This window comes from Agrobacterium sp. Ap1 (assembly GCF_017313375.1).
Classification (GTDB): domain Bacteria; phylum Pseudomonadota; class Alphaproteobacteria; order Rhizobiales; family Rhizobiaceae; genus Neorhizobium; species Neorhizobium cellulosilyticum.
The window spans coordinates 68,841-86,543 of the sequence record NZ_JAFLMY010000010.1; the positions used below are offsets into that span (position 1 = coordinate 68,841).

Annotated in this window: 21 protein-coding genes and 1 pseudogene; 13 read left to right on the forward strand and 9 right to left on the reverse strand. The window is 55.6% G+C overall.

Going from position 1 to position 17,703, the window contains the following annotated elements:
* The first annotated feature begins 111 nt into the window (after positions 1-111).
* Positions 112-639, forward strand: coding sequence for a DUF4142 domain-containing protein (locus tag JZX87_RS19240; protein WP_206827374.1), 528 nt, complete (start codon positions 112-114; stop codon positions 637-639).
* Positions 640-887: 248 nt separating this feature from the next.
* Complete coding sequence (locus JZX87_RS19245; RefSeq protein WP_206827376.1) at positions 888-1,367, forward strand: DUF3833 family protein; 480 nt, start codon at positions 888-890, stop codon at positions 1,365-1,367.
* A 212-nt stretch (positions 1,368-1,579) separates the two neighbouring features.
* On the opposite strand, the gene JZX87_RS19250 is transcribed toward JZX87_RS19245, so the two are convergent.
* On the reverse strand, positions 1,580-2,287 hold the full coding sequence (locus JZX87_RS19250) for a Crp/Fnr family transcriptional regulator (RefSeq protein WP_206827378.1): 708 nt from the start codon (positions 2,285-2,287) through the stop codon (positions 1,580-1,582).
* A 141-nt stretch (positions 2,288-2,428) separates the two neighbouring features.
* On the opposite strand from JZX87_RS19250, the gene JZX87_RS19255 reads away from it, so the two are divergent.
* Complete coding sequence (locus JZX87_RS19255) at positions 2,429-2,665, forward strand: DUF6894 family protein (RefSeq protein ID WP_206827380.1); 237 nt, start codon at positions 2,429-2,431, stop codon at positions 2,663-2,665.
* Between the two features lie 257 nt (positions 2,666-2,922).
* On the opposite strand, the gene JZX87_RS19260 is transcribed toward JZX87_RS19255, so the two are convergent.
* On the reverse strand, positions 2,923-3,417 hold the full coding sequence (locus JZX87_RS19260; RefSeq protein WP_206827382.1) for a sigma-70 family RNA polymerase sigma factor: 495 nt from the start codon (positions 3,415-3,417) through the stop codon (positions 2,923-2,925).
* 585 nt (positions 3,418-4,002) lie between these two features.
* Between JZX87_RS19260 and JZX87_RS19265 the strand changes: the two genes are divergently transcribed.
* The gene (locus JZX87_RS19265; protein ID WP_206827384.1) at positions 4,003-4,515 is read left to right on the forward strand and encodes a ferritin-like domain-containing protein; all 513 of its coding nucleotides are present in this window, start codon (positions 4,003-4,005) and stop codon (positions 4,513-4,515) included.
* 76 nt (positions 4,516-4,591) lie between these two features.
* Positions 4,592-5,173 carry a cysteine hydrolase family protein gene (locus JZX87_RS19270; RefSeq protein WP_206827386.1) on the forward strand — a complete coding sequence of 194 codons (582 nt, stop codon included), beginning with the start codon at positions 4,592-4,594 and terminating at the stop codon, positions 5,171-5,173.
* A 31-nt stretch (positions 5,174-5,204) separates the two neighbouring features.
* Here JZX87_RS19270 and JZX87_RS31815 read toward each other — a convergent pair whose 3' ends face one another.
* From JZX87_RS31815 to JZX87_RS19285, 3 genes and pseudogenes are all read right to left on the reverse strand, one after another.
* The gene (locus JZX87_RS31815) at positions 5,205-5,384 is read right to left on the reverse strand and encodes a DUF2934 domain-containing protein (RefSeq protein ID WP_206827388.1); all 180 of its coding nucleotides are present in this window, start codon (positions 5,382-5,384) and stop codon (positions 5,205-5,207) included.
* 64 nt (positions 5,385-5,448) lie between these two features.
* Positions 5,449-5,948: pseudogene (locus tag JZX87_RS19280) on the reverse strand (YciE/YciF ferroxidase family protein).
* 443 nt (positions 5,949-6,391) lie between these two features.
* The gene (locus JZX87_RS19285) at positions 6,392-7,399 is read right to left on the reverse strand and encodes an NAD(P)-dependent oxidoreductase (protein ID WP_148144979.1); all 1,008 of its coding nucleotides are present in this window, start codon (positions 7,397-7,399) and stop codon (positions 6,392-6,394) included.
* Positions 7,400-7,491: 92 nt separating this feature from the next.
* Here JZX87_RS19285 and JZX87_RS19290 point away from each other — a divergent pair, with 92 nt between their 5' ends.
* Positions 7,492-8,103: a TetR/AcrR family transcriptional regulator gene (locus JZX87_RS19290; protein WP_286194924.1), complete on the forward strand. Its 612-nt coding sequence runs from the start codon at positions 7,492-7,494 to the stop codon at positions 8,101-8,103.
* A gap of 79 nt (positions 8,104-8,182) precedes the next feature.
* On the forward strand, positions 8,183-8,668 hold the full coding sequence (locus JZX87_RS19295; protein ID WP_286194925.1) for a DUF1214 domain-containing protein: 486 nt from the start codon (positions 8,183-8,185) through the stop codon (positions 8,666-8,668).
* 628 nt (positions 8,669-9,296) lie between these two features.
* Here JZX87_RS19295 and JZX87_RS19300 read toward each other — a convergent pair.
* Positions 9,297-9,521 carry a hypothetical protein gene (locus JZX87_RS19300; protein ID WP_206827389.1) on the reverse strand — a complete coding sequence of 75 codons (225 nt, stop codon included), beginning with the start codon at positions 9,519-9,521 and terminating at the stop codon, positions 9,297-9,299.
* Here JZX87_RS19300 and JZX87_RS19305 point away from each other — a divergent pair.
* From JZX87_RS19305 to htpG, 3 genes are all read left to right on the forward strand, one after another.
* Positions 9,520-9,687, forward strand: a complete 168-nt coding sequence (locus tag JZX87_RS19305; protein ID WP_206827391.1) for a hypothetical protein — start codon at positions 9,520-9,522, stop codon at positions 9,685-9,687. The genes JZX87_RS19300 and JZX87_RS19305 overlap by 2 nt on opposite strands.
* Positions 9,688-9,925: 238 nt before the next feature.
* Positions 9,926-10,261, forward strand: a complete 336-nt coding sequence (locus JZX87_RS19310; RefSeq protein WP_206827393.1) for a hypothetical protein — start codon at positions 9,926-9,928, stop codon at positions 10,259-10,261.
* Between the two features lie 618 nt (positions 10,262-10,879).
* A complete protein-coding gene (gene htpG, locus JZX87_RS19315; protein WP_206827394.1) occupies positions 10,880-12,772 on the forward strand; it encodes a molecular chaperone HtpG in 1,893 nt (630 codons plus the stop codon).
* Between the two features lie 301 nt (positions 12,773-13,073).
* Here the strand turns inward: htpG and JZX87_RS19320 are convergent, their stop codons facing one another.
* The gene (locus tag JZX87_RS19320) at positions 13,074-13,625 is read right to left on the reverse strand and encodes a TetR/AcrR family transcriptional regulator (protein ID WP_206827395.1); all 552 of its coding nucleotides are present in this window, start codon (positions 13,623-13,625) and stop codon (positions 13,074-13,076) included.
* Between the two features lie 168 nt (positions 13,626-13,793).
* On the opposite strand from JZX87_RS19320, the gene JZX87_RS19325 reads away from it, so the two are divergent.
* Positions 13,794-15,005 carry an MFS transporter gene (locus JZX87_RS19325; protein ID WP_206827396.1) on the forward strand — a complete coding sequence of 404 codons (1,212 nt, stop codon included), beginning with the start codon at positions 13,794-13,796 and terminating at the stop codon, positions 15,003-15,005.
* A gap of 600 nt (positions 15,006-15,605) precedes the next feature.
* Here the strand turns inward: JZX87_RS19325 and JZX87_RS31820 are convergent.
* Positions 15,606-15,992 (reverse strand): DUF1214 domain-containing protein, encoded by a 387-nt coding sequence (locus JZX87_RS31820; protein WP_206827502.1) that lies wholly within the window; start codon positions 15,990-15,992, stop codon positions 15,606-15,608.
* A gap of 234 nt (positions 15,993-16,226) precedes the next feature.
* Between JZX87_RS31820 and JZX87_RS19335 the strand changes: the two genes are divergently transcribed.
* Together JZX87_RS19335 and JZX87_RS19340 are read left to right on the forward strand one after the other, a co-directional pair.
* Positions 16,227-16,655 carry a saccharopine dehydrogenase family protein gene (locus JZX87_RS19335; protein WP_286194928.1) on the forward strand — a complete coding sequence of 143 codons (429 nt, stop codon included), beginning with the start codon at positions 16,227-16,229 and terminating at the stop codon, positions 16,653-16,655.
* A 15-nt stretch (positions 16,656-16,670) separates the two neighbouring features.
* Positions 16,671-16,997 carry a nuclear transport factor 2 family protein gene (locus JZX87_RS19340; RefSeq protein WP_206827397.1) on the forward strand — a complete coding sequence of 109 codons (327 nt, stop codon included), beginning with the start codon at positions 16,671-16,673 and terminating at the stop codon, positions 16,995-16,997.
* Positions 16,998-17,015: 18 nt separating this feature from the next.
* On the opposite strand, the gene JZX87_RS19345 is transcribed toward JZX87_RS19340, so the two are convergent.
* On the reverse strand, positions 17,016-17,606 hold the full coding sequence (locus JZX87_RS19345) for a TetR/AcrR family transcriptional regulator (RefSeq protein ID WP_206827398.1): 591 nt from the start codon (positions 17,604-17,606) through the stop codon (positions 17,016-17,018).
* Positions 17,607-17,703: the final 97 nt, after the last annotated feature.

Sequence of the window (17,703 nt, forward strand, 5' to 3'; positions counted from 1 at the left end):
GCCGCCTCTAACGTGACCTTTTAGCCCATAATTTCTCTTCAAACACAGACATTTAACGGGAACCGATGGCAGTTCGCCCAGTTGTAGCCGCACAACAACAGGAGAGACATCGTGAAAAAGATCCTACTCGCTTCAGCGTTCGCTTTGGCTGCCACAAGTGCCTTGGCGCAGTCCGCCACGGAATCGACCGGAGTGAATTCAGCTCTCGGCGTGGCCCCAAAGACAGAAGACTTCATCCTGCAGGCTTCCGCCAGCGATGTGTTTGAGATCGAATCGAGCAAGCTCGCGCTTCAGAAGGGTGACGAGACCATCAAGGCATTCGCGCAGAAGATGATCACCGATCACGAGAAGACGACCGTCGAACTCAAAGCACTTCTTACGGGTGGCAAGGTCCAAGGTAATGCTGTGACTGCTCTGATTGAGGATCACAAGGAAGAGGTAGATGAGCTAGGCAAGCTTAACGGTGCCGAGTTCAATGAAGAATACATCGATGATCAGGTCGAAGCTCACGAAGACGCTGTTGATCTCTTCAAGCGCTATGCAACCGAAGGGGAAAACGCTGACCTGAAGGCTTGGGCGGCAAAGACGCTTCCTGCATTGGAGCACCACTACAAGATGGCTCAGGATCTCGACAAGTAACGTCTTTGGCGGGAAGGCAGCTGTCGCCTTCCCGCGTTGAGCTCTGGTTATCGGCAGCCATGGCGTTAAGCTCTTCGTTCAGGAAGCTGACTCGTTGGCATAGGGTGGAGTCCATGACCGCCATCATGGACGTGATAAATGCCCGACACTCCCTGATGGAGGGCGGGAAGTTGAGGCGAGCGATGACATATCGCCGCTGGTGTTGAGATATCAGCTGCATGTGGAATCTGCGATCAAGGAGCTGGAATGTGACCATTGACAACAATTCAGAAACGGCCCCTGCCTTTGTGCTGGAAGAGTTCTTCTCGGGCTCGCTTCGAGGATGGGGTGTTTCGCTCGGCCGAATGGGCGGTCTTAAGAACCGATTCTCCATCGAGGCGGAGGGTCGGTGGGATGCCCAGGCCAATACCTTGTCTCTTAAGGAAGTATACAGCTTCGATGATGGCCACCATGATTTCCTGACCTGGACAATCATCAATCGGGGCGAGGGCGCTTACGAAGGACGGGAGACGCTCATCGACGGCACCGCAGATGGCGAGCAGTTCGGCAATACCTTTCGCTGGAAGTATACCCGCGAGGTGCCCGCTGCAGACGGCACGAAAACGAAGTTCGGCTTTGACGACTGGTTCTATCTGCATGACAAGGACCACATGACGGCACATGCCTCGATGACCAAGGTTGGCATAGAATTTGCGACGCTCACAGCGTTCTATGAACGACTGATTTGAACCATGTAGGGTGGGCCGCGATGATCATGCCCGATGTCGCGGGAACCTCGCCTGCTCGCCGGGCAAGCTCCAACGGGCTGACGAAAGCTGCTTAACCCTGATGCGCATCGAACACGCGCTGCAACGGGTCTGGACGAAGTCATCGATGACCCATGCAAGAATCCCGAACCGCCTTCGTTCCGTTTGGCTGCTGATCAAATATCGGCTGCCTTTCAATCACGGCGCCAATCGGTTCCGAGATGTCGTACATACTCCATTTCGGCGATCCCATAAGCTTGACCGGCTATCGTCTCCAGTTCCAGCCTGTCCGTGACTCTTATCATCGAGCGTTCGGCTTTGATCGCAAGATCACCTTCAAGCTTGTGAAGGGCGTCTGTGACACTCGGCCGTCGTACACCGAGCATCAGCGCAAGGAAATCGTGGGTGAGGGGAAGTTCGTCTCCGATCCTGTCCTGGCTCATAAGTATCCAACGTGCCAAGCGCTGCTGAACGTTATACCGACCGTCAGAAAGTGCGGTTGCTGCAATCTGGATCATGAATACATGCGCGTACTTCAGTAAGAGGTCTCGCAACGGTATGGACCTCGACATCGCTTCTCGAAGTCTGCCAACTTCAATTCGCAATGCTGGGCCTCCGCACTGCATAAACGCATAGTGAGGGGTCGTTTCCACGCCGAGGACGATGGGCACAGCGGAGAAACCTTCACGGCCTATGCATCCGACTTCGATTTCCTTCCCGGACCGTCCTCCGGCAATCTCGGAAGACAATCCGCCTTCGAAAAAAAAGACATGCCCGATGGGATCGTTGGCCTCAAACAGTCGCTCACCAAGCGTCAACCTGACCGGCACTAGGTGCTGGCGTATGAACTCTGTCTCGATCGGCGGCAGTAATGAAAGTAGCTTATTTGTGGTCCAGGACATTTCAGAATTCATCTTAATGCAAATAAAACTCCACATATGGCTGAGATGAACGATTCCTAGCAGAAAAAGCAACTTACGCGCGGAGCGAGGAAACTTATCTGCAACTTTGCTGTTGAGCACGCAACATAGCAGGAGTGAGTCATGCCAAGGTACTACTTCCACATTCGGGACGGCGATAAGATCGCACACGACCCTGAAGGCGCTGATTTCGTTGACCTGGCAAGCGCTGAAGCCGAAGCCGTCAAATCAGCTCGTGAGCTGCTCTCGCAGCGCGTGTTTGACGGGGAGCTCGTTGATGGCCAGGCTTTCGAGCTGACAGATGAAAACGGGTCCATCGCCGCTGTGGTAAAGTTCAAGGATGTCCTGCGGCTCACATAGACGGTGGCGGTACGCTTTCGGAACCAATTATTACGAAGAAACGTTGGCGATATCGTTCGGTTCGACGTTCGTCTCGAACCGAAAGGATATCACATGTTAATGAGAAAAGACCAGCTCCAGGCGGAGCTGCCCGCGCCGAAAACCGCGGCCCCGAATGCTCCCCGACAAGTGCTTATAGGCCGGACGGGGGACTGTCAGCTTATGCCGCGCTAGCGGAGCTAGGTTCGCATCGAGCCCATTGATCTCAAATGACACTTCTATTGATTTATCATCGCCGACAAGTGGAGCCGAGCTCGGTTAACCCTGCTTTTTATTGTACCCAGCGCGCAGCCGCATCGGCCTGCGGCATCCTCGTAACTCAAGCATTCGATAAAAATAAGTTCGATTGCCATCCGATGATCTTTCGATAGTCCCGCTATCGCGACTTCGAGTTCATGGCCCCGAACAGTCCATTCCTGGTTCGCTGGGGTAGACACCCGCAAGGCTGCGTCTTCCACGTTCCCTACTTGCTCTCGCTTGACGATCCCGAATTTCGTGCAGAAGGTGTTACGCATAATTGTGAACAGCCAGGACCGTAACTGAGTGCCACGCTGAAACTTATCCGCGTTAGCGATTGCTTTTACCATCGTCTCCTGCACAAGATCGTCAATGTCGCTGGATGAAGGATGAAATCGCCTCGCGAAGTTTCTCAACGCTTGGGTATGCTCAAGAAGTTGCGCCTCAGTGAAGCCAATGGAATCGAACTGGTTCATTGCCTCATTCCCCGTTAGTCGACACAACCTTCCCTGTTGAATTACGTTCCGACCCTAAATTCGTTCGTACGATATCAGACCGGCGTAAGGTCTCACGTAAGAACTCATGAGCCATTCGCTGAACCCGACGGATTGCCGTTCGGTCGTGCGTTGCCTCGAAAAAGGTGACTGAGTTAGGCATTGCGCTGACGGTGGTCGGCGCTTTTGATGTCGGTTATTATTTTTGAAATGGCAGCCACGAAGGCCCCGCAGACCCACCCGATGTTTCAACTACCAACCAATGACGCGGGATAGGAGAGCGTGAAGGAGATGAGGCTATGGCTCAGGCGACAAGGCGGCACATGGGATGATGCTGTTTGCGGCAATTATTCTTATCTCGGCGCTTCTTTTGGCAGAGCTGTATTACTTCGTGTTGACACCCGGCGATCCGAACAGCGCAACGATCCAACGCCCACAGGAGAGGACATCGGGGCCTCAGAGTCGCTAAAGCCGTCATTGCAGCCTCAATGTGAGACGCGAAGCCGCAATCCTAGAATGGAACTTTCGCCCGCTTAAGCGGTTCGCAAAGCCCCAAAGGAGAAGCTAATGTCTGATGATAAGACCCGCGAAATTTTTGTGACTGGCTTGAGAAACGCTCACGCCATGGAAAACCAGGCCCTGTCGATCATGAAGCCGCAGGTGAAGCGAATTGAGAACTATCCCGAAATGGCCGCCATGCTGCAGCAGCACATTAACGAAACTCAGGGTCAGATTGATCGGATCGAGGAAATCCTCACTTCGCTTGCCGAGGACCATTCGACGTTGAAGGATTTGGCATTGTCTCTCACTGGATCGCTTGCGGCGTTAGGGCATTCGGTTGCCGGCGACGAGATCCTCAAAAATAGCATGGCGAATTTCGCCTTCGAGAATTTCGAAATTGCGGCGTATAAGTCGCTGATTACGATCGCCGAGCTTGGAGGCTACGCAGGTCTGGTGAGCCCATTGCAAATGAGCCTTGACCAGGAAGTTGCCATGGCCGCCTGGCTGGAAGAGAATTTGCGGCCGACGACGATCAAGTTTGCAAATCTTAAAGAGGCCGGTCAAACGGCGAAAGTCTAAGGTTCGAATGGAGCGTGACCTATTCATCGCGCCTGTTCGCATCAGCCTTACGTTAAATTGGTTGAGGAAGGGCAAGATGTCGTCTCGAAACTGGCGTCACCTCTGTATCGATATGCAGCGGATGTTCAGTGAGGACACGCCGTGGCAAGTCGAGTGGATGGGGGCCGTCCTACCTGTCGTCTGCGAGGTCGTCGGGCGCTTCCCGGACAAGACGGTATTCACACGGTTTGTTCCCCCGGAAAAATCCTCACAAGCCAGCGGCAACTGGCGCGGCTACTATGAGCGGTGGGAGGCCATGACCCTCGCGAAGCTTCCGCCCGAGATGGTCGAAATTGTCGAACCCTTGAGGCGGCACATTCCCCCGGCGCGGGTATTCGACAAGTCTACCTACAGTCCCTGGACCGATGGTCGCCTACATTCCGTATTCAGCCAGGAAGAAATATCGTCAATCGCGGTGTCAGGTGGCGAAACCGATGTCTGCGTCCTGGCGACGGTCTTGGGCGCGGTCGATCTCGGCTACCACGTGACCGTGTTGTCGGATGCCGTCTGCAGCGGGGCAAATGCCACCCACGACGCGGCGATCACTTTGCTACGAGACCGGTTTTCCATGCAGCTTGACGTGCAGACTGTTGAACAGTTCCTTCGCACCGCGGAGTAATGCGGTGCGAAGGATTGTGGGCAGGTTCTGATCAGGATTCTTCATCATCCCAAACAGTGTTAGCGGCTTTTCCTCCGTCCTTTCCGGATTTTGATTCCCATTCCGCACTTGCCTGTGCCCACTGCTCGCTGTCCTGCCCTTCAGGCCGGCCAGCTTGCTCCCAGAGTTCGTACGCGCGCTTTGAGATCCATTCCTCGCGTTCGGTACGCATAATTTCCTCCACACGAATATGAAATTGTCGGCGAGCACCTATATGCGCGCCCCCGATCTTCACTTCAGGCCGTGTTTTTAGCACCCTTGGAGTTTGCTGACGCTTCCCCAAGCTGCGTAAGCAGCTCGTCGGTTTCGAGCTCTTCCTGGAGATTGGCATCGATAAGCGGGATCGCTTCTTCAAGGCCCAACTGGCCAGCCCAGCTCTTGAGCGTCCCATATCGTGCAATTTCGTAATGCTCTACCGCCTGCGCAGAAGAAATCAGGCCTGCGTCGAGAGCGATCGAGCCTTTGTACTCCTCGATGATTTCCTCGCCTTCGGCGATGATGCCCTGGATTGCTTCACAGGTCTTGCCGCGAGCCGGTTTTCCAATCAGCTCGAACACTTGCTGGAGACGGTCAATTTGACCTTCTGTCGGATCCCGGTGCTTCAGGAACGCTGCTTTGCCCTCTTCCGATTGCGACGCACGTGCCATCTTCGGGAGCGCCTTCAGGATCTGCTTTTCGGCAAAGTGAATGTCCTTGAGCGTATCCAGAAAAGATCGTTCAGTGTTTTCTCAGCCATATTTGCTTCCTCCTCGGTTGAAATTGGCCACATAAACCGCGCGGAGCTTGGAAAGTTCCTGTCTTCGCCGTGCCATTGGAAGCCAAGGCGAAAGCTATTTTGCAGTTGCTTTTTTGGTGCTCAGTTTTTTGAACAGAATAAACGCTGACGAGATGAAACATGCCGAGTTGGTCAGTATAGTGGGCCATTCCATTCGCGTGACGCCGAATGCTGTCCACAGCGCGAAACCTGTGACGGTGGGCAGTACACCCGCGCTGAAATAGCTTCGTATTATCGGTGCTCGTCAAGCAGGAGGTGCCTCGGGTATGGCAGATATCCGCTTGGCCGCTAGTTTTCTGTCGGGTGCCCGCAGTCCGGGCAAATATGGCGACGGGCTGTTCGATTTCGTGGCTGAGCGCTGACTAAGATTGACTCTACTGGCAGCCACATTTTGATGACGACCCTCAAGGGAGGTTCAGTGTCAGTACGCTGCCCCCGGCTGCTTCCAACCGATGCAGATACGTGTCGGGCCCGATCAACTGATACGGAAAATAGAGACCGGGCGGTGCAGGCGCTCGACCGTCGAGCCCGGTCAGGCGCTCGAGGATCATCGTCACGCCCATCGCGGTAAGAGGTGCCGCTCCCCCTGGGTGAAAGACCGCATGTCGTGTCCGTAGCGGCTGACGATCATGATCCTTGCCGGAGAGTTCGATGATGATCTCTGTCGATTTCGGTTCGCCACGGCGACGGGCCGAACTGACGCCCGTTGCAAGATCGAACTGGACGTTCTTCGCGCCGGTGGCCGTTGCCAACCCCGCGACGTCGATCGAAGAAAAGCCGGAGGCTTTGATCTCGGTGCCGTCAATCGCATGAAACAGCGCCTGGGCATCGTCGCCGTCACGCCAGATATAGGCGCCATCGCGACGCGTCAGTGCTGCGGACATCATCTTGGACAGGCGTTCGAAATCTTCCGCCACGGCGGGTCCGCCGCCATCCTCTTCATCCACCAAGGCTCCGATCTTGATCTCGTCGATGCGATCGAATTTTTTCGCGAGTTGGAGTGTGGGAACCGTTGTGGCGCCGACGAGCCATTCGTAGCCGAGAACGACGGCCCCCGCGTCCGGCTTGTGCATGAATATTGCAATTTCGGGTGCGATCTCGAAGACGCCGGACGAAATGCCGAGATGGGGCAGAGCACGTGAATTGGCATAGCGAAGTCCGGCGAGGCTTTCGTCCGAATAGAAGACAGCGACGGCGCCAACCTGGCGACTGCCCAATCCGAGATCGTCCGCGCCGAGGTCCAGTTGCACGGCTTCGGCATTGCCAAGCTCCTTGGCCACCGCTTGTGCCTTTTCGATGTTCCGGCCGGCAATCAAAAATGGTGCGTCCTGATGCAGGTTGCGTAGCATTTGAGCGCTCAGGCGGCCGATTGCGCCGGAGCCACCCATCATCAGGATAGGATTTACGGACATAGGTTTTTCCTTCTACTATTTCGTAAGTTACTATTAGTAGGCAGAACGTTCATAACCTACCTTTAGTAGTATTGGCAACAGACGAGGTTTCAATGAAGCGAAGCGACGATATGACGGATCACGCAACGGCGGCGAAAAGGCTGCCGCGCGCCGACCGGCGCCGGCAGTTGCTCGACACCGCCCTTTTGATTGTCCGCGAAGAAGGCGCCGACCGGCTGACACTGGGACATCTTGCAGCCCGCGCCGGGGTGTCCAAGCCCGTTGCCTACGATCATTTCGAGACCAAGTCCGAGCTTCTGATCGCTCTCTATCGCTGGATCGACACGGAGAAGGTCAATGCCTTTCGCGAGGCGGTGACCGGAAGCGGGCGCCGCGCGGCGGAAACGGTCGATCTGCTCGCCGCAGCCTATATTCAATGTGCCGCCGAAATAGACGGCGAATTCCATGCGGTCGGAGCAGCGCTGACTGGCAGCGAGGAGAAGGCGGCCGTGTTCCAAGAGCTGCTGGCAAACAATGTCGCGATGTTAGTCTCAGTGCTGGCGCCGCACAGCGCGCTAGCGCCCGATGAATTGACAAGACGCTGCATAGGCATGGTTGGCGCTGGTGAAGCAATCGCGGCAGCCCGGTTGCGTGGCGATTGCGACGAGAGTGAAGCAATCGCCACGTTCAGCGCCATTATCGCTGGCGCCTTCACCAAAGCATAGCCACAGTCTACAGACAGCGAACCTAGAAGGGGTCTACAACGCGCGTTTCTAGGAAAGAGAAGCCGTCTTTGCCGATAATTTGAGTCCGCTGGTAACGAGGGCTTGTAGAAATAGCTACTGGCACCAGCCTTGCGAGGCAAAGCTTCGGCGGGGTAGTAGATCGCCGACCGAAACGAAATACTTTTATCATGACCTAGATGCGAATGGCCGCCGGCTGAATGGAGCGAGCAGCTACAAGGTGACTTTCCCTAAGGCCGATACGCCGCCTGTCGATGGGTCTTGGTTGCTGACGGTGTACGATGCCCAGCACTTTTTCTCGCCTAAAGAGCTCGGTCGCTACTCGCTGGGTACCAAGAAGAAGATCCATGACGACGGGTCGCTGACGATTTACGTTCAACCTACGTCACCAGGGAAGTATCTCGAGACCAATTGGCTTCCAGCACCCGCAGGCGCTTTTTCTCTCTATCTCGGACGTACTGGCCGAAGACTGAAATTGCTGACCGTAGCTGGACGCCGCCATCGGTTAGGAGATAACGAGGATGGCATCAGGTTGGATCGATGGTAAGGCGAGAATCTTGTCCATGGGCGGCCCCTTCGATTGAGATCTTAACAGCTCATTCTGGCACATTTCGATGCCGTTCAGGGGCCGTCCACTCCAACATCAAGTCGGAGGACTGGCAAAGCGTACGCCCACGGCTTGGGGGTGAACGCACAGCGACAAGCTCGCGAATCATGGCCCCTCAGTGAGACGTGGCTCGCTTGTCGCCGAGGTCGAGCTAACAAGACTAGCCGCCAAAACCTGCTTCGGGAATCGGGGTCTGCAACTTCCTGTGTCGAAGGTTGCCACTGCATCGCGGTTTCTGGTCAGAGCGCGGACCCGATACTGATTTGAGGAGTAGAAAAAACAATGTGGCCTACGCTGGCCTCCACGGCCGAATCTGCAAGCAGCTTGCCAAGCGTGAATTCGGCATTGCCTTGCGGTTCGAGCTGGGGCGTCATCAGGTATGCGCCGACGGCGCGAGTTCCTTCTCGTGGCCGAGGCTGAGGGGCGCAACCACACTTCCGCCCCCAAATCCGCCAAATTGCGAGCTAAACGGCGCAGATGTCGCATTCACGTACCAACGCTCCGCTGAAAGAGCTTCGAAGGTAACGGAAAACTGTACCTGTATTAATGAGAATATGTAGATCGCGGGTCATGGCTGCGGCCCGCAAAAGCGCATGATCGCCCTCTGTAAAAAGCGGCGCTGCTCATAGGTGCCGATCTTTTCAATTTCGTTCGCAGAGCGAATGAGTTCGGTACTGAAGGTCTTGGTCGCGCCAAGCTTATATTCCAGGTCTAGAATTTTGCCGTAATGAAACACTATGACCGGAGGCCGACGCGAGTGTACGTCCCCGGCTCCAAGCGAGGAGACCGACATGTTGCTCCACCATCAGCCCGTCCGTCCTGTCGCGCACTACGGACCCGGCCTGACGCAGATCGAAGGCACGCGCCACGTCGCCGTTACCGTTCCAAAGAACGCGGCGAGTGCGATCAGCGTCGCTTTGCTCGACAAAGCCACCTCGCATCTTGGTTTTTTAGACTAGAGACGTCATCCGGTTCCTACGGCCGCATCGCTTTGGTTAAACCAAATGATGCTGCACCTCACGGCGGCAGCCATTAGAAGCTAACAAACATACGGGCTGAAAAGGAGTACCTCTTACCTTCTGAAGATCGATTGGTCAGTTGCAGCGCAAGATAAAGAGCACCGCCCCAGTCCCCGCTTCGTGACAAACCTAAACGGCTTGGAAATACTCGGCGCGGGTGATTCGAGGGATTGCAAGGATGAGACTTATATTTGCGGCGGCAATTGTTCCGCTCCTTTTTTCGTCGATTGATGGCCAGGCTGGCGAAATCTTTGACGAGATAAGATTTGGGGGAAGCGGTCTTATTGACAGCGACTCCTCAAAGGATCGAGGATTTGTCGGCTCTGCGGAAGTCTTCTTTGCTCCATTCGATAGTTCAGAAGACGGTCTAAACAAAGTGCTTTCGCCAAGGGCACAGGTTGGTGTCTCTGGTGGAGCCTCCGCAACTGATCAGATCTATGTAGGCGTCAATTGGCATCCAAGGTTGAGAAGACAATCCATTGAAGTTGAGGAATCCCTCAAGCCGGTTCGATAGCGCTTTTTTCAGAGCTGCTGCAAGCAAGCCAATATTTGTTTTGCTTCTGCGACATCGCTAATGACGCCTTCATCCGGCAGAGTGATTTTGAAGGCCGTAATCCAACCGCTTTCCATATCTTGAATGACAGCTCGCAATGCATGCGGAAGATAGCGCCTCCTTGGTCTGTCGGTAGCCCAATGGCCAAGGGCGGGCGTGACTGAGAGTATAACTTCGGTCTGCAGAGAATAGTCCAAACGTCACTCGATTCGGGCATTAGGGCTGAAAAAAACGCTCCTCCGATTATCGGAAATCAGCACAAGTGCAATCCTGAAATGTTCGCCCCCTACTGCTTACAGACCATCCGCGACCACTGCCATACAGCGTCATATGCGGCTTGTCTTCCTTTATGCCGTCGCGAAGAATGGCCGTCTCCGCGTCTGCTTTGTCGAGCCTGTCATGTAGCAACACCGCTTGAGAGGCTTACTGCGATGTTTGCAGAAAGATAGAGTTCTGCCCGGTTCATCTGAGGAAGCTGTTCAGGACGTCATTCCTGTCGGCGCGACGCGGCGGTCAGCTCTTGAATTCTGATGCAATAGAGATCATTTGTCCGGCGATTTCAGTAGGATGGAGATATCAATGACGACAGCAGAAGAGCGGCAGCCCGAGCAACACGTATTTGAAGCCGACGTGAGCCGGCTCCTGCACATGATGGTGCATTCAGTTTACTCGGACAAAGACGTGTTCCTCCGAGAATTGATCTCGAACGCGGCGGATGCCTGCGAAAAGCTGCGGTATGAGTCGATCTCGAAGCCGAAGCTTTCTTCCGATGGAATCCAGCCGGGAATTCTGGTGACGCTTAATGAGGAGGCGCAGACGCTCGTTATCGAGGACAACGGCATCGGCATGAACCGCGACGAGATGATCGACGCGCTTGGCACGATCGCGCGCTCGGGGACAAAAGCGTTCATGGAGCGGCTTGAGGCGGCCAAAGCTGGGGAGAAGGCTGAACTGATCGGACAGTTCGGCGTCGGGTTCTATTCCTCGTTCATGGTTGCTGATCGGGTTGATGTAATCTCCCGCCGTGCCGGCGAGGGCGAAGCCTGGAAATGGTCATCCGACGGTAAGGGAAGCTATGACATCGTCGGTGTCGATGTCGGGCAAGCACCAGCGCGCGGTACGCGTGTCGTGCTACATCTCATGGAAGATGCGAAGAAATACGCCAGCAAATGGACCGTCGAGAAGATTATCCGTGAACAATCCGGCCACGTGCCTGTTCCTATACGTCTCGTAGAAAAAGAGGGCGCGGAGCCGTCACAGGTGTCCGATGGTGCAGCGCTCTGGGTAAAGCAAAAGAGCGAGATATCCAAGCAGGATTACGACGATTTCTATCGGAGCGTCTCGGGCCAGTACGATGAGCCGCTTGCAAACGTGCATTTCCGCGCTGAGGGACGCCACGAATATACAACGCTTGCCTTCATCCCCGGCTCCCAACCATTTGACCTGTTCGATCCGGACCGACAGGGCCGGATGAAGCTTTACGTGAAGCGCGTCTTCATAACCGACGAAGCCGAGTTGTTACCGCGTTACCTGCGGTTCGTGCGTGGCATCGTCGACACCTCGGATCTGCCACTCAACATTTCCCGTGAGATGATCCAGGAAAGTCCCGTGCTTGCCGCTATCAAAAAGGGCGTAACGAGCCGGATACTGTCCGCTCTGGAGAAGATGGCCGAAGGCGAAGCCGAGACGTTTTCCAAGGTATGGGACCTGTTCGGACCCATTCTCAAGGAAGGTATTTACGACGACTTCGAGCGGCGCTCGCAGTTGCTGAAACTGTCGCGCTTCCGTAGTACGGCGTCCAGCGAGGCAACTCGGAGCCTGGCCGACTATCTGACTTCAATGAAGGAGGGCCAGTCGGCGATCTATTACATTAGCGGCTCCAACCTGGATCAACTCAAGTCGTCGCCGCACCTTGAAGGGTTCCGAGCCAAAGGTATCGAAGTCCTTCTGCTTACCGATGGCGTAGACAGTTTCTGGCCACCCAGCGCCCCCGATTTCGAGGGCAAGCCGTTTAAATCGGTTACCCAGGGTCTTGCCGATCTGAACGCTGTGACCGGCGATGGCGGCACTGATGAAGCTGGTCGGCAAGCTTCTCCCGAAGTCGGGGCATTTATCGATTTCGCTCGAAGTGTCCTTGGTGACGAGGTCGATGATGTGCGCGTTTCCGATCGGTTGACCGAAAGCGCGGTGTGCCTCGTCGCGTCGGAACATGGGCCCGATCGCCAGCTCGAAAAGCTCCTCCAAGGGGCAGGGCGGTTGCAGACAGCATCGAAGCCAATCCTGGAGATAAATGCAACGAGCGAGCGTGTTGCAAGCATCGCATCGATCAACGATCAGTCCTTCCGCGAGGATGCGGCGTGGTTGTTGCTTGACGAGGCCCGCATCCTCGACGGGGATAAACCGGCCAATCCCCGCGCGTTTGCCGATCGGCAGGCCAGGTTGTTCGGGCGTGCGATCGGGCACGGCAATTAAATGGTTCCAGGCGAGGTGGTCGTTGGCTGCCTCGCCAAAAGCCTCAGAAGATAAGATCGTGTGCGTGACCGCCGATGTTCGCAATCTTCGGGAATAGACTGGGTTCTTGGTCTAAGACCCTAGTTCATCGCCGTCCGCAATCGATGCACTAGCAACTGATTTTCAGAGAATATCTTAGTCTTTGATTGTTCGAGAATTACGGGCCGGTGGTTCGGCTCCCTTCAAGTGCTTATCTAAACACAATTGGTTTGCAGTCGCCCCGAAGCAGTCATCCAGTATCGCCCCTTTGCCCAAGCTACTCTCACGTCGCCATGTGCAGATCCCATATCTGCATCAGTGTTGTCACAGCTTCGTTGATATCGCCGCCATCACCACCGTCCCGTGCTTCAAATGCGATACCCATCAGAAAAGTATGAAACAGGGTCGCCAACCCACGTACATTCGTGGTGCTGACAAGCTCTCCTGCATCGACTGCACGCCTGATGCAGGTTTCGATGCCCGCACGATTTCGCATCCGGTCGGCTACAAGCACATCATCTACGTGCCGATTTTCGGGCGCACAGTTGTTGGCTCCAAGGATCATCAAGCATCCTGGCGGGTGCGTCTTGTCGGTTTGCATCCTTGCTGAAAGCCTCAGAGCCGTCTCGATAGCTTCGCGTGGTGGCAGAGCCTCATTCTTTAGGCTTGCAGTTACGCGCCCGTAGGAGGCCTGATAGCGCAGGACGACTTCGTCGAAGAGGGCTTCCTTAGACCCGAAGGCCGCATAAAAACTTGCCGGAGAAATGTCTCCCATCGCGGCTTTCAGTTGATTGAGAGAGGTCGGCTCATAGCCCTGCTCCCAGAATAGGATCATCGCGGCATCCAGTGCCTTGTCTCTGTCAAACGCCCTTGGCCGCCCAGTTCGAGCCATATCGTGCCTCCGTAAATTTATTCTGTACTACTCGATCCAGAATATCTTGCCAAGCGTGTTTGGTGCAGATATCTGGACCGCTTGATCCATATATCAAGGTGCACGAACTCAATGAAAACTACCGAAGTTGAAAATGATACCGAACGATTGCCGGTTGCTGGCTTACTCGCATTGGCGATGACTGGCTTTATCTGCATTCTCACAGAGACGCTTCCCGCGGGGCTACTGCCGCAAATCACTGAGGGTTTGGGCGTTTCTCCATCCCTCGCTGGCCAGATGGTGACTGTCTACGCCCTCGGTTCGCTGCTAGCGGCGATACCTTTGACCATTGCCACAAGCAGTTGGCGGCGCAGGACAGTCCTGCTGTCCACCATCATTGGGTTTCTGATCTTCAATTCTGTTACAGCAATTTCGTCCAACTACACACTTACCTTGGTCGCACGTTTCTTCGCCGGCGTTGCAGCTGGTCTGGCCTGGAGCCTATTGGCGGGCTATGCGCGACGCATGGTCCCTTCACATCAACAGGGGAAGGCGATGGCGATCGCTATGGTAGGAACGCCGATCGCGCTGTCGCTCGGCGTGCCGATGGGGACATGGCTTGGTGCGCAAGTCGGCTGGCGAACTGCCTTCTGGATCATGTCGATATTGACATTGGTCCTGATCGGCTGGGTCGCGATGAAAGTGCCGGACTATCCAGGCCAGAAGAAGGGCGATCGACTGCCCCTGCTTCGGGTATTTTTAACCCCCGGCGTTCGACCGGTCCTTTCCGTTGTCGTTGCTTGGATGCTCGCTCACAACATTCTCTACACCTACATCGCACCATTCGTTGAGTCGGCCGGGATGCAGGATCGGGTCGACCTTGTTCTCCTGGTCTTTGGATTGTCTGCGCTCGTCGGCATCTGGATGGCGGGAAAGCTGGTCGACCGTCACCTGCGAGCAACCGTGCTGACCAGTCTAGCCGCCTTCGGGCTGGTATCCCTGCTTTTCGGGATCGTTTCGATGTTGCCTTGGGTGGTATATGGTGGCGTTGCCATTTGGGGCCTGACATTCGGCGGCGCCGCAACGCTCTTGCAAACCGCCCTGGCCGACACTGCGGGTGATGGTGCGGACGTTGCACTGTCGATGAACGTCGTCGCCTGGAATGGTGCCATCGCAGGTGGCGGAATCATGGGCGGTGTTCTTTTGGATGCCTATGGACCCACGGCGTTTCCCTGGGCACTAACCTTTCTGCTCGTCATCGCCCTTCTGATCGCCTGGTCCGGACGGGCGCGCGGATTTACTTCGGGTGCACGCACCTCCAACGCAAAGGTGGGGGGACACTGACGCTTCACGAAGACATGGATCGGTCCTATCGTTGCAGCGATGGGGCCGAAACACGACCGCGACCGAAATGCGGAGCCATGTCTCCCATTGGCGCGCAGTAACAACGGGTCAGCGATTCGATTCCGTTCAAGACAGAAGACGTCCCAGTCTGAACGAACTTGTTACTATCCAGCGCCTCGACCAGCTGCCCCGAGCTGGCGTTCGGACGACGTTGATCGTCTCGGTGGCCTGGGACGGTTATCTCCTCCGACGGCGATGGTCGGCAAAGCAAATCTAATGTCGTTGGCAGGCAATGCGTCGCGTAAGAGAAGATTGGCCCTGCCGCAAATACCGACAGCAGTGGCCATGGCTTCGCGTCATGCCGAGGGTCACACCACGCCGCAGTCGCCATAATCCTCAAACCGATACATCATGTATTCAATTTCTTGCCCCTTTCTGCCATCAGCTGTTATCTCAGCGAACTTTCTGGTGTCTCTGCGGGTTTTCCCGAGATCCGTGTCATATCCAACCGAGATGCGGACTTTGACGACACTGTTGCACCTGCTGATATATCCAAGACTCCAAGCCCAGCATCCCTAGGCGCAAGTCGTTTCGGGAAGCCTATTCGGCGACTTTTTCTATGTCGGGCAGCCGCCAAGACTTATCGAACAGCGGCTTTGTTGGTCCATAAAAACGAAAGATGATCTCCCATCCGCCGTCAGGGCGTGTCGGGATCCAGTTCGTTTCCCTACCCGCAGGAGGCTCAGGCGAGAAGAAAAGATCAACAGATCCATCCGGCTTCGTTTTCAGCTCGGGTGTGTTCGAACCACGACTGGAGCGGACCTGATCACGAATGAGAGCGTGGGTGGCACGATCGTAAACGGTCCCCGACCAGTAAAGTGAGACGGGCGCGTCGGCGGGGACCGTCAGCTTATAGGTGGCGCCTCCGTTTAGCAGGTTGCCGTCGCTGTCTCGAATTGTGACGAGATAGAACTGTCCTGTTCCCAGATGCTTAACACTCGAAAAATACCGCGACTGTCGACAGGATAGACGCCAGGTGTACTAAACGAATTCGCTAGGCCTTCGCTCAGATCATGCGGGACCGGGAGAGCCCACTGACTATTTTCGTAAAAGGCCGGTTTGAACAACGCTTGGTACCGCAGCTCCAGAAGGGTCCGCGCCTCCAGCGCCGCCTTTTGCAGGACGTCACGAACGTCTGGGGCGGGGTCGAATGGAGAGTTGGTGACGGTCGCCAACAGTATCCGGAAGTTCGACTTCGGGCAGGGCGCTGTCGATAGTTTCCAGGTGACACTTCCCGATCTCATCACCATCTGGCGGGCCACCGGCATTCCTGACATCGAGACCTTCCTCCATGTGACGGGAAACGGGTTTCCTACGGGCGACTTATCCTTGCTGCCCGATGGGCCGACGGAAGACGAGCGACTGGCCAACCGATATCAGGCAATCGTTGAAGTGACCGATGCTCAGGGGAAGTTTTTTCGCTCGCTCCTCGATACGGTCAACGGCTACAGCTTTACGGCAATCGCGGTGGCGGAGGCCGGTCGACGCGTCCTGGCGGGCGAGACACGTCCGGGATTACAGACCCCGGCCGGATTGTTCGGCAATCGGTTTGCCGAAACCATCGCCGACACCACGATCACCGATCTCTGAGGGAGCCAGCAACCCATGCAGAAGCTCGTCGAAAATTTTATCCGGACCACCAACGATTTCGACGTCGATGGTGCACTATTCCTGTTCGCAGCAGATGCTGTCATCGATGACGTATCTTTCGGCGATGCATTCGTCGGAACCGAAGGTGTGCGACGTTACATCGAGAGGTTCTTCGTCGGATACAACACCCGTAGCGAGCTTCTGTCGCTGGAAAACCTCGACAACTTCAATGCGGTCGTTCGCCTGGATTTCACAGGTGACTTCGGCCACGAGATCGGCACCCTCAAAATTGCGGCAAATTCAGCCGGGCTGATCCAGCGGATCGACGCGGATCTCGAGTGAGTGCCGAGACGGACTGGATCAGGCCGCGTGCGTGTCGAAATCGCCTTCCAGCGCGCGGCCAGCCATCTCTGCACAATGGGTCAGACGCTCGGTCGAATATCCGAGACACGCATAGGAGGATAGACCGCGAAGGGTCATCAAGACGTAGTCGGTGACGCGTTCCGGATCTATGGCGTGGTGGTCGCGGATGTAGGTACCGATTAAATCGCTGCCCACCTTTGCATGTTCTGCAGCCATGGTGCGGGCGGTCTCGTCGTCAGCGCGCATGCCTTCGGTGACCATACATCCCTTCCACTTATCGTGCCGGGTGTAATGCTCAGTCGCTCTGACGAACAATTCGGTCAGGGCTTCCGTGGGATTGCTGTCAGGCGCAAGGATGTCATCGAGCGGCAGGAAGTCGTTTTCGACGTAGCGCCCCATTGCCCGATTGAACAGTTCGGCCTTACTGCCATAAGCGGCGTACAGGCTCGGTGCGACAATACCGAGAGCATCACAAAGATCGGCCACACTAACGGCGTCGTAGCCGCGTTCGTGAAAGAGGCCTTGAGCGATCGCCACTCCTTCTTCCCTGTCGAACGCTGGGCGTCTCTTGCGGATCTTCGCTTCCATGAATCACCTTCTCAGTCGACCCATATAGCGAATACTAGCTAACAAGACAAGGACAGGGTTGAAGTTATATAGCGACTGCTAAATAGCTGTTGCGCGA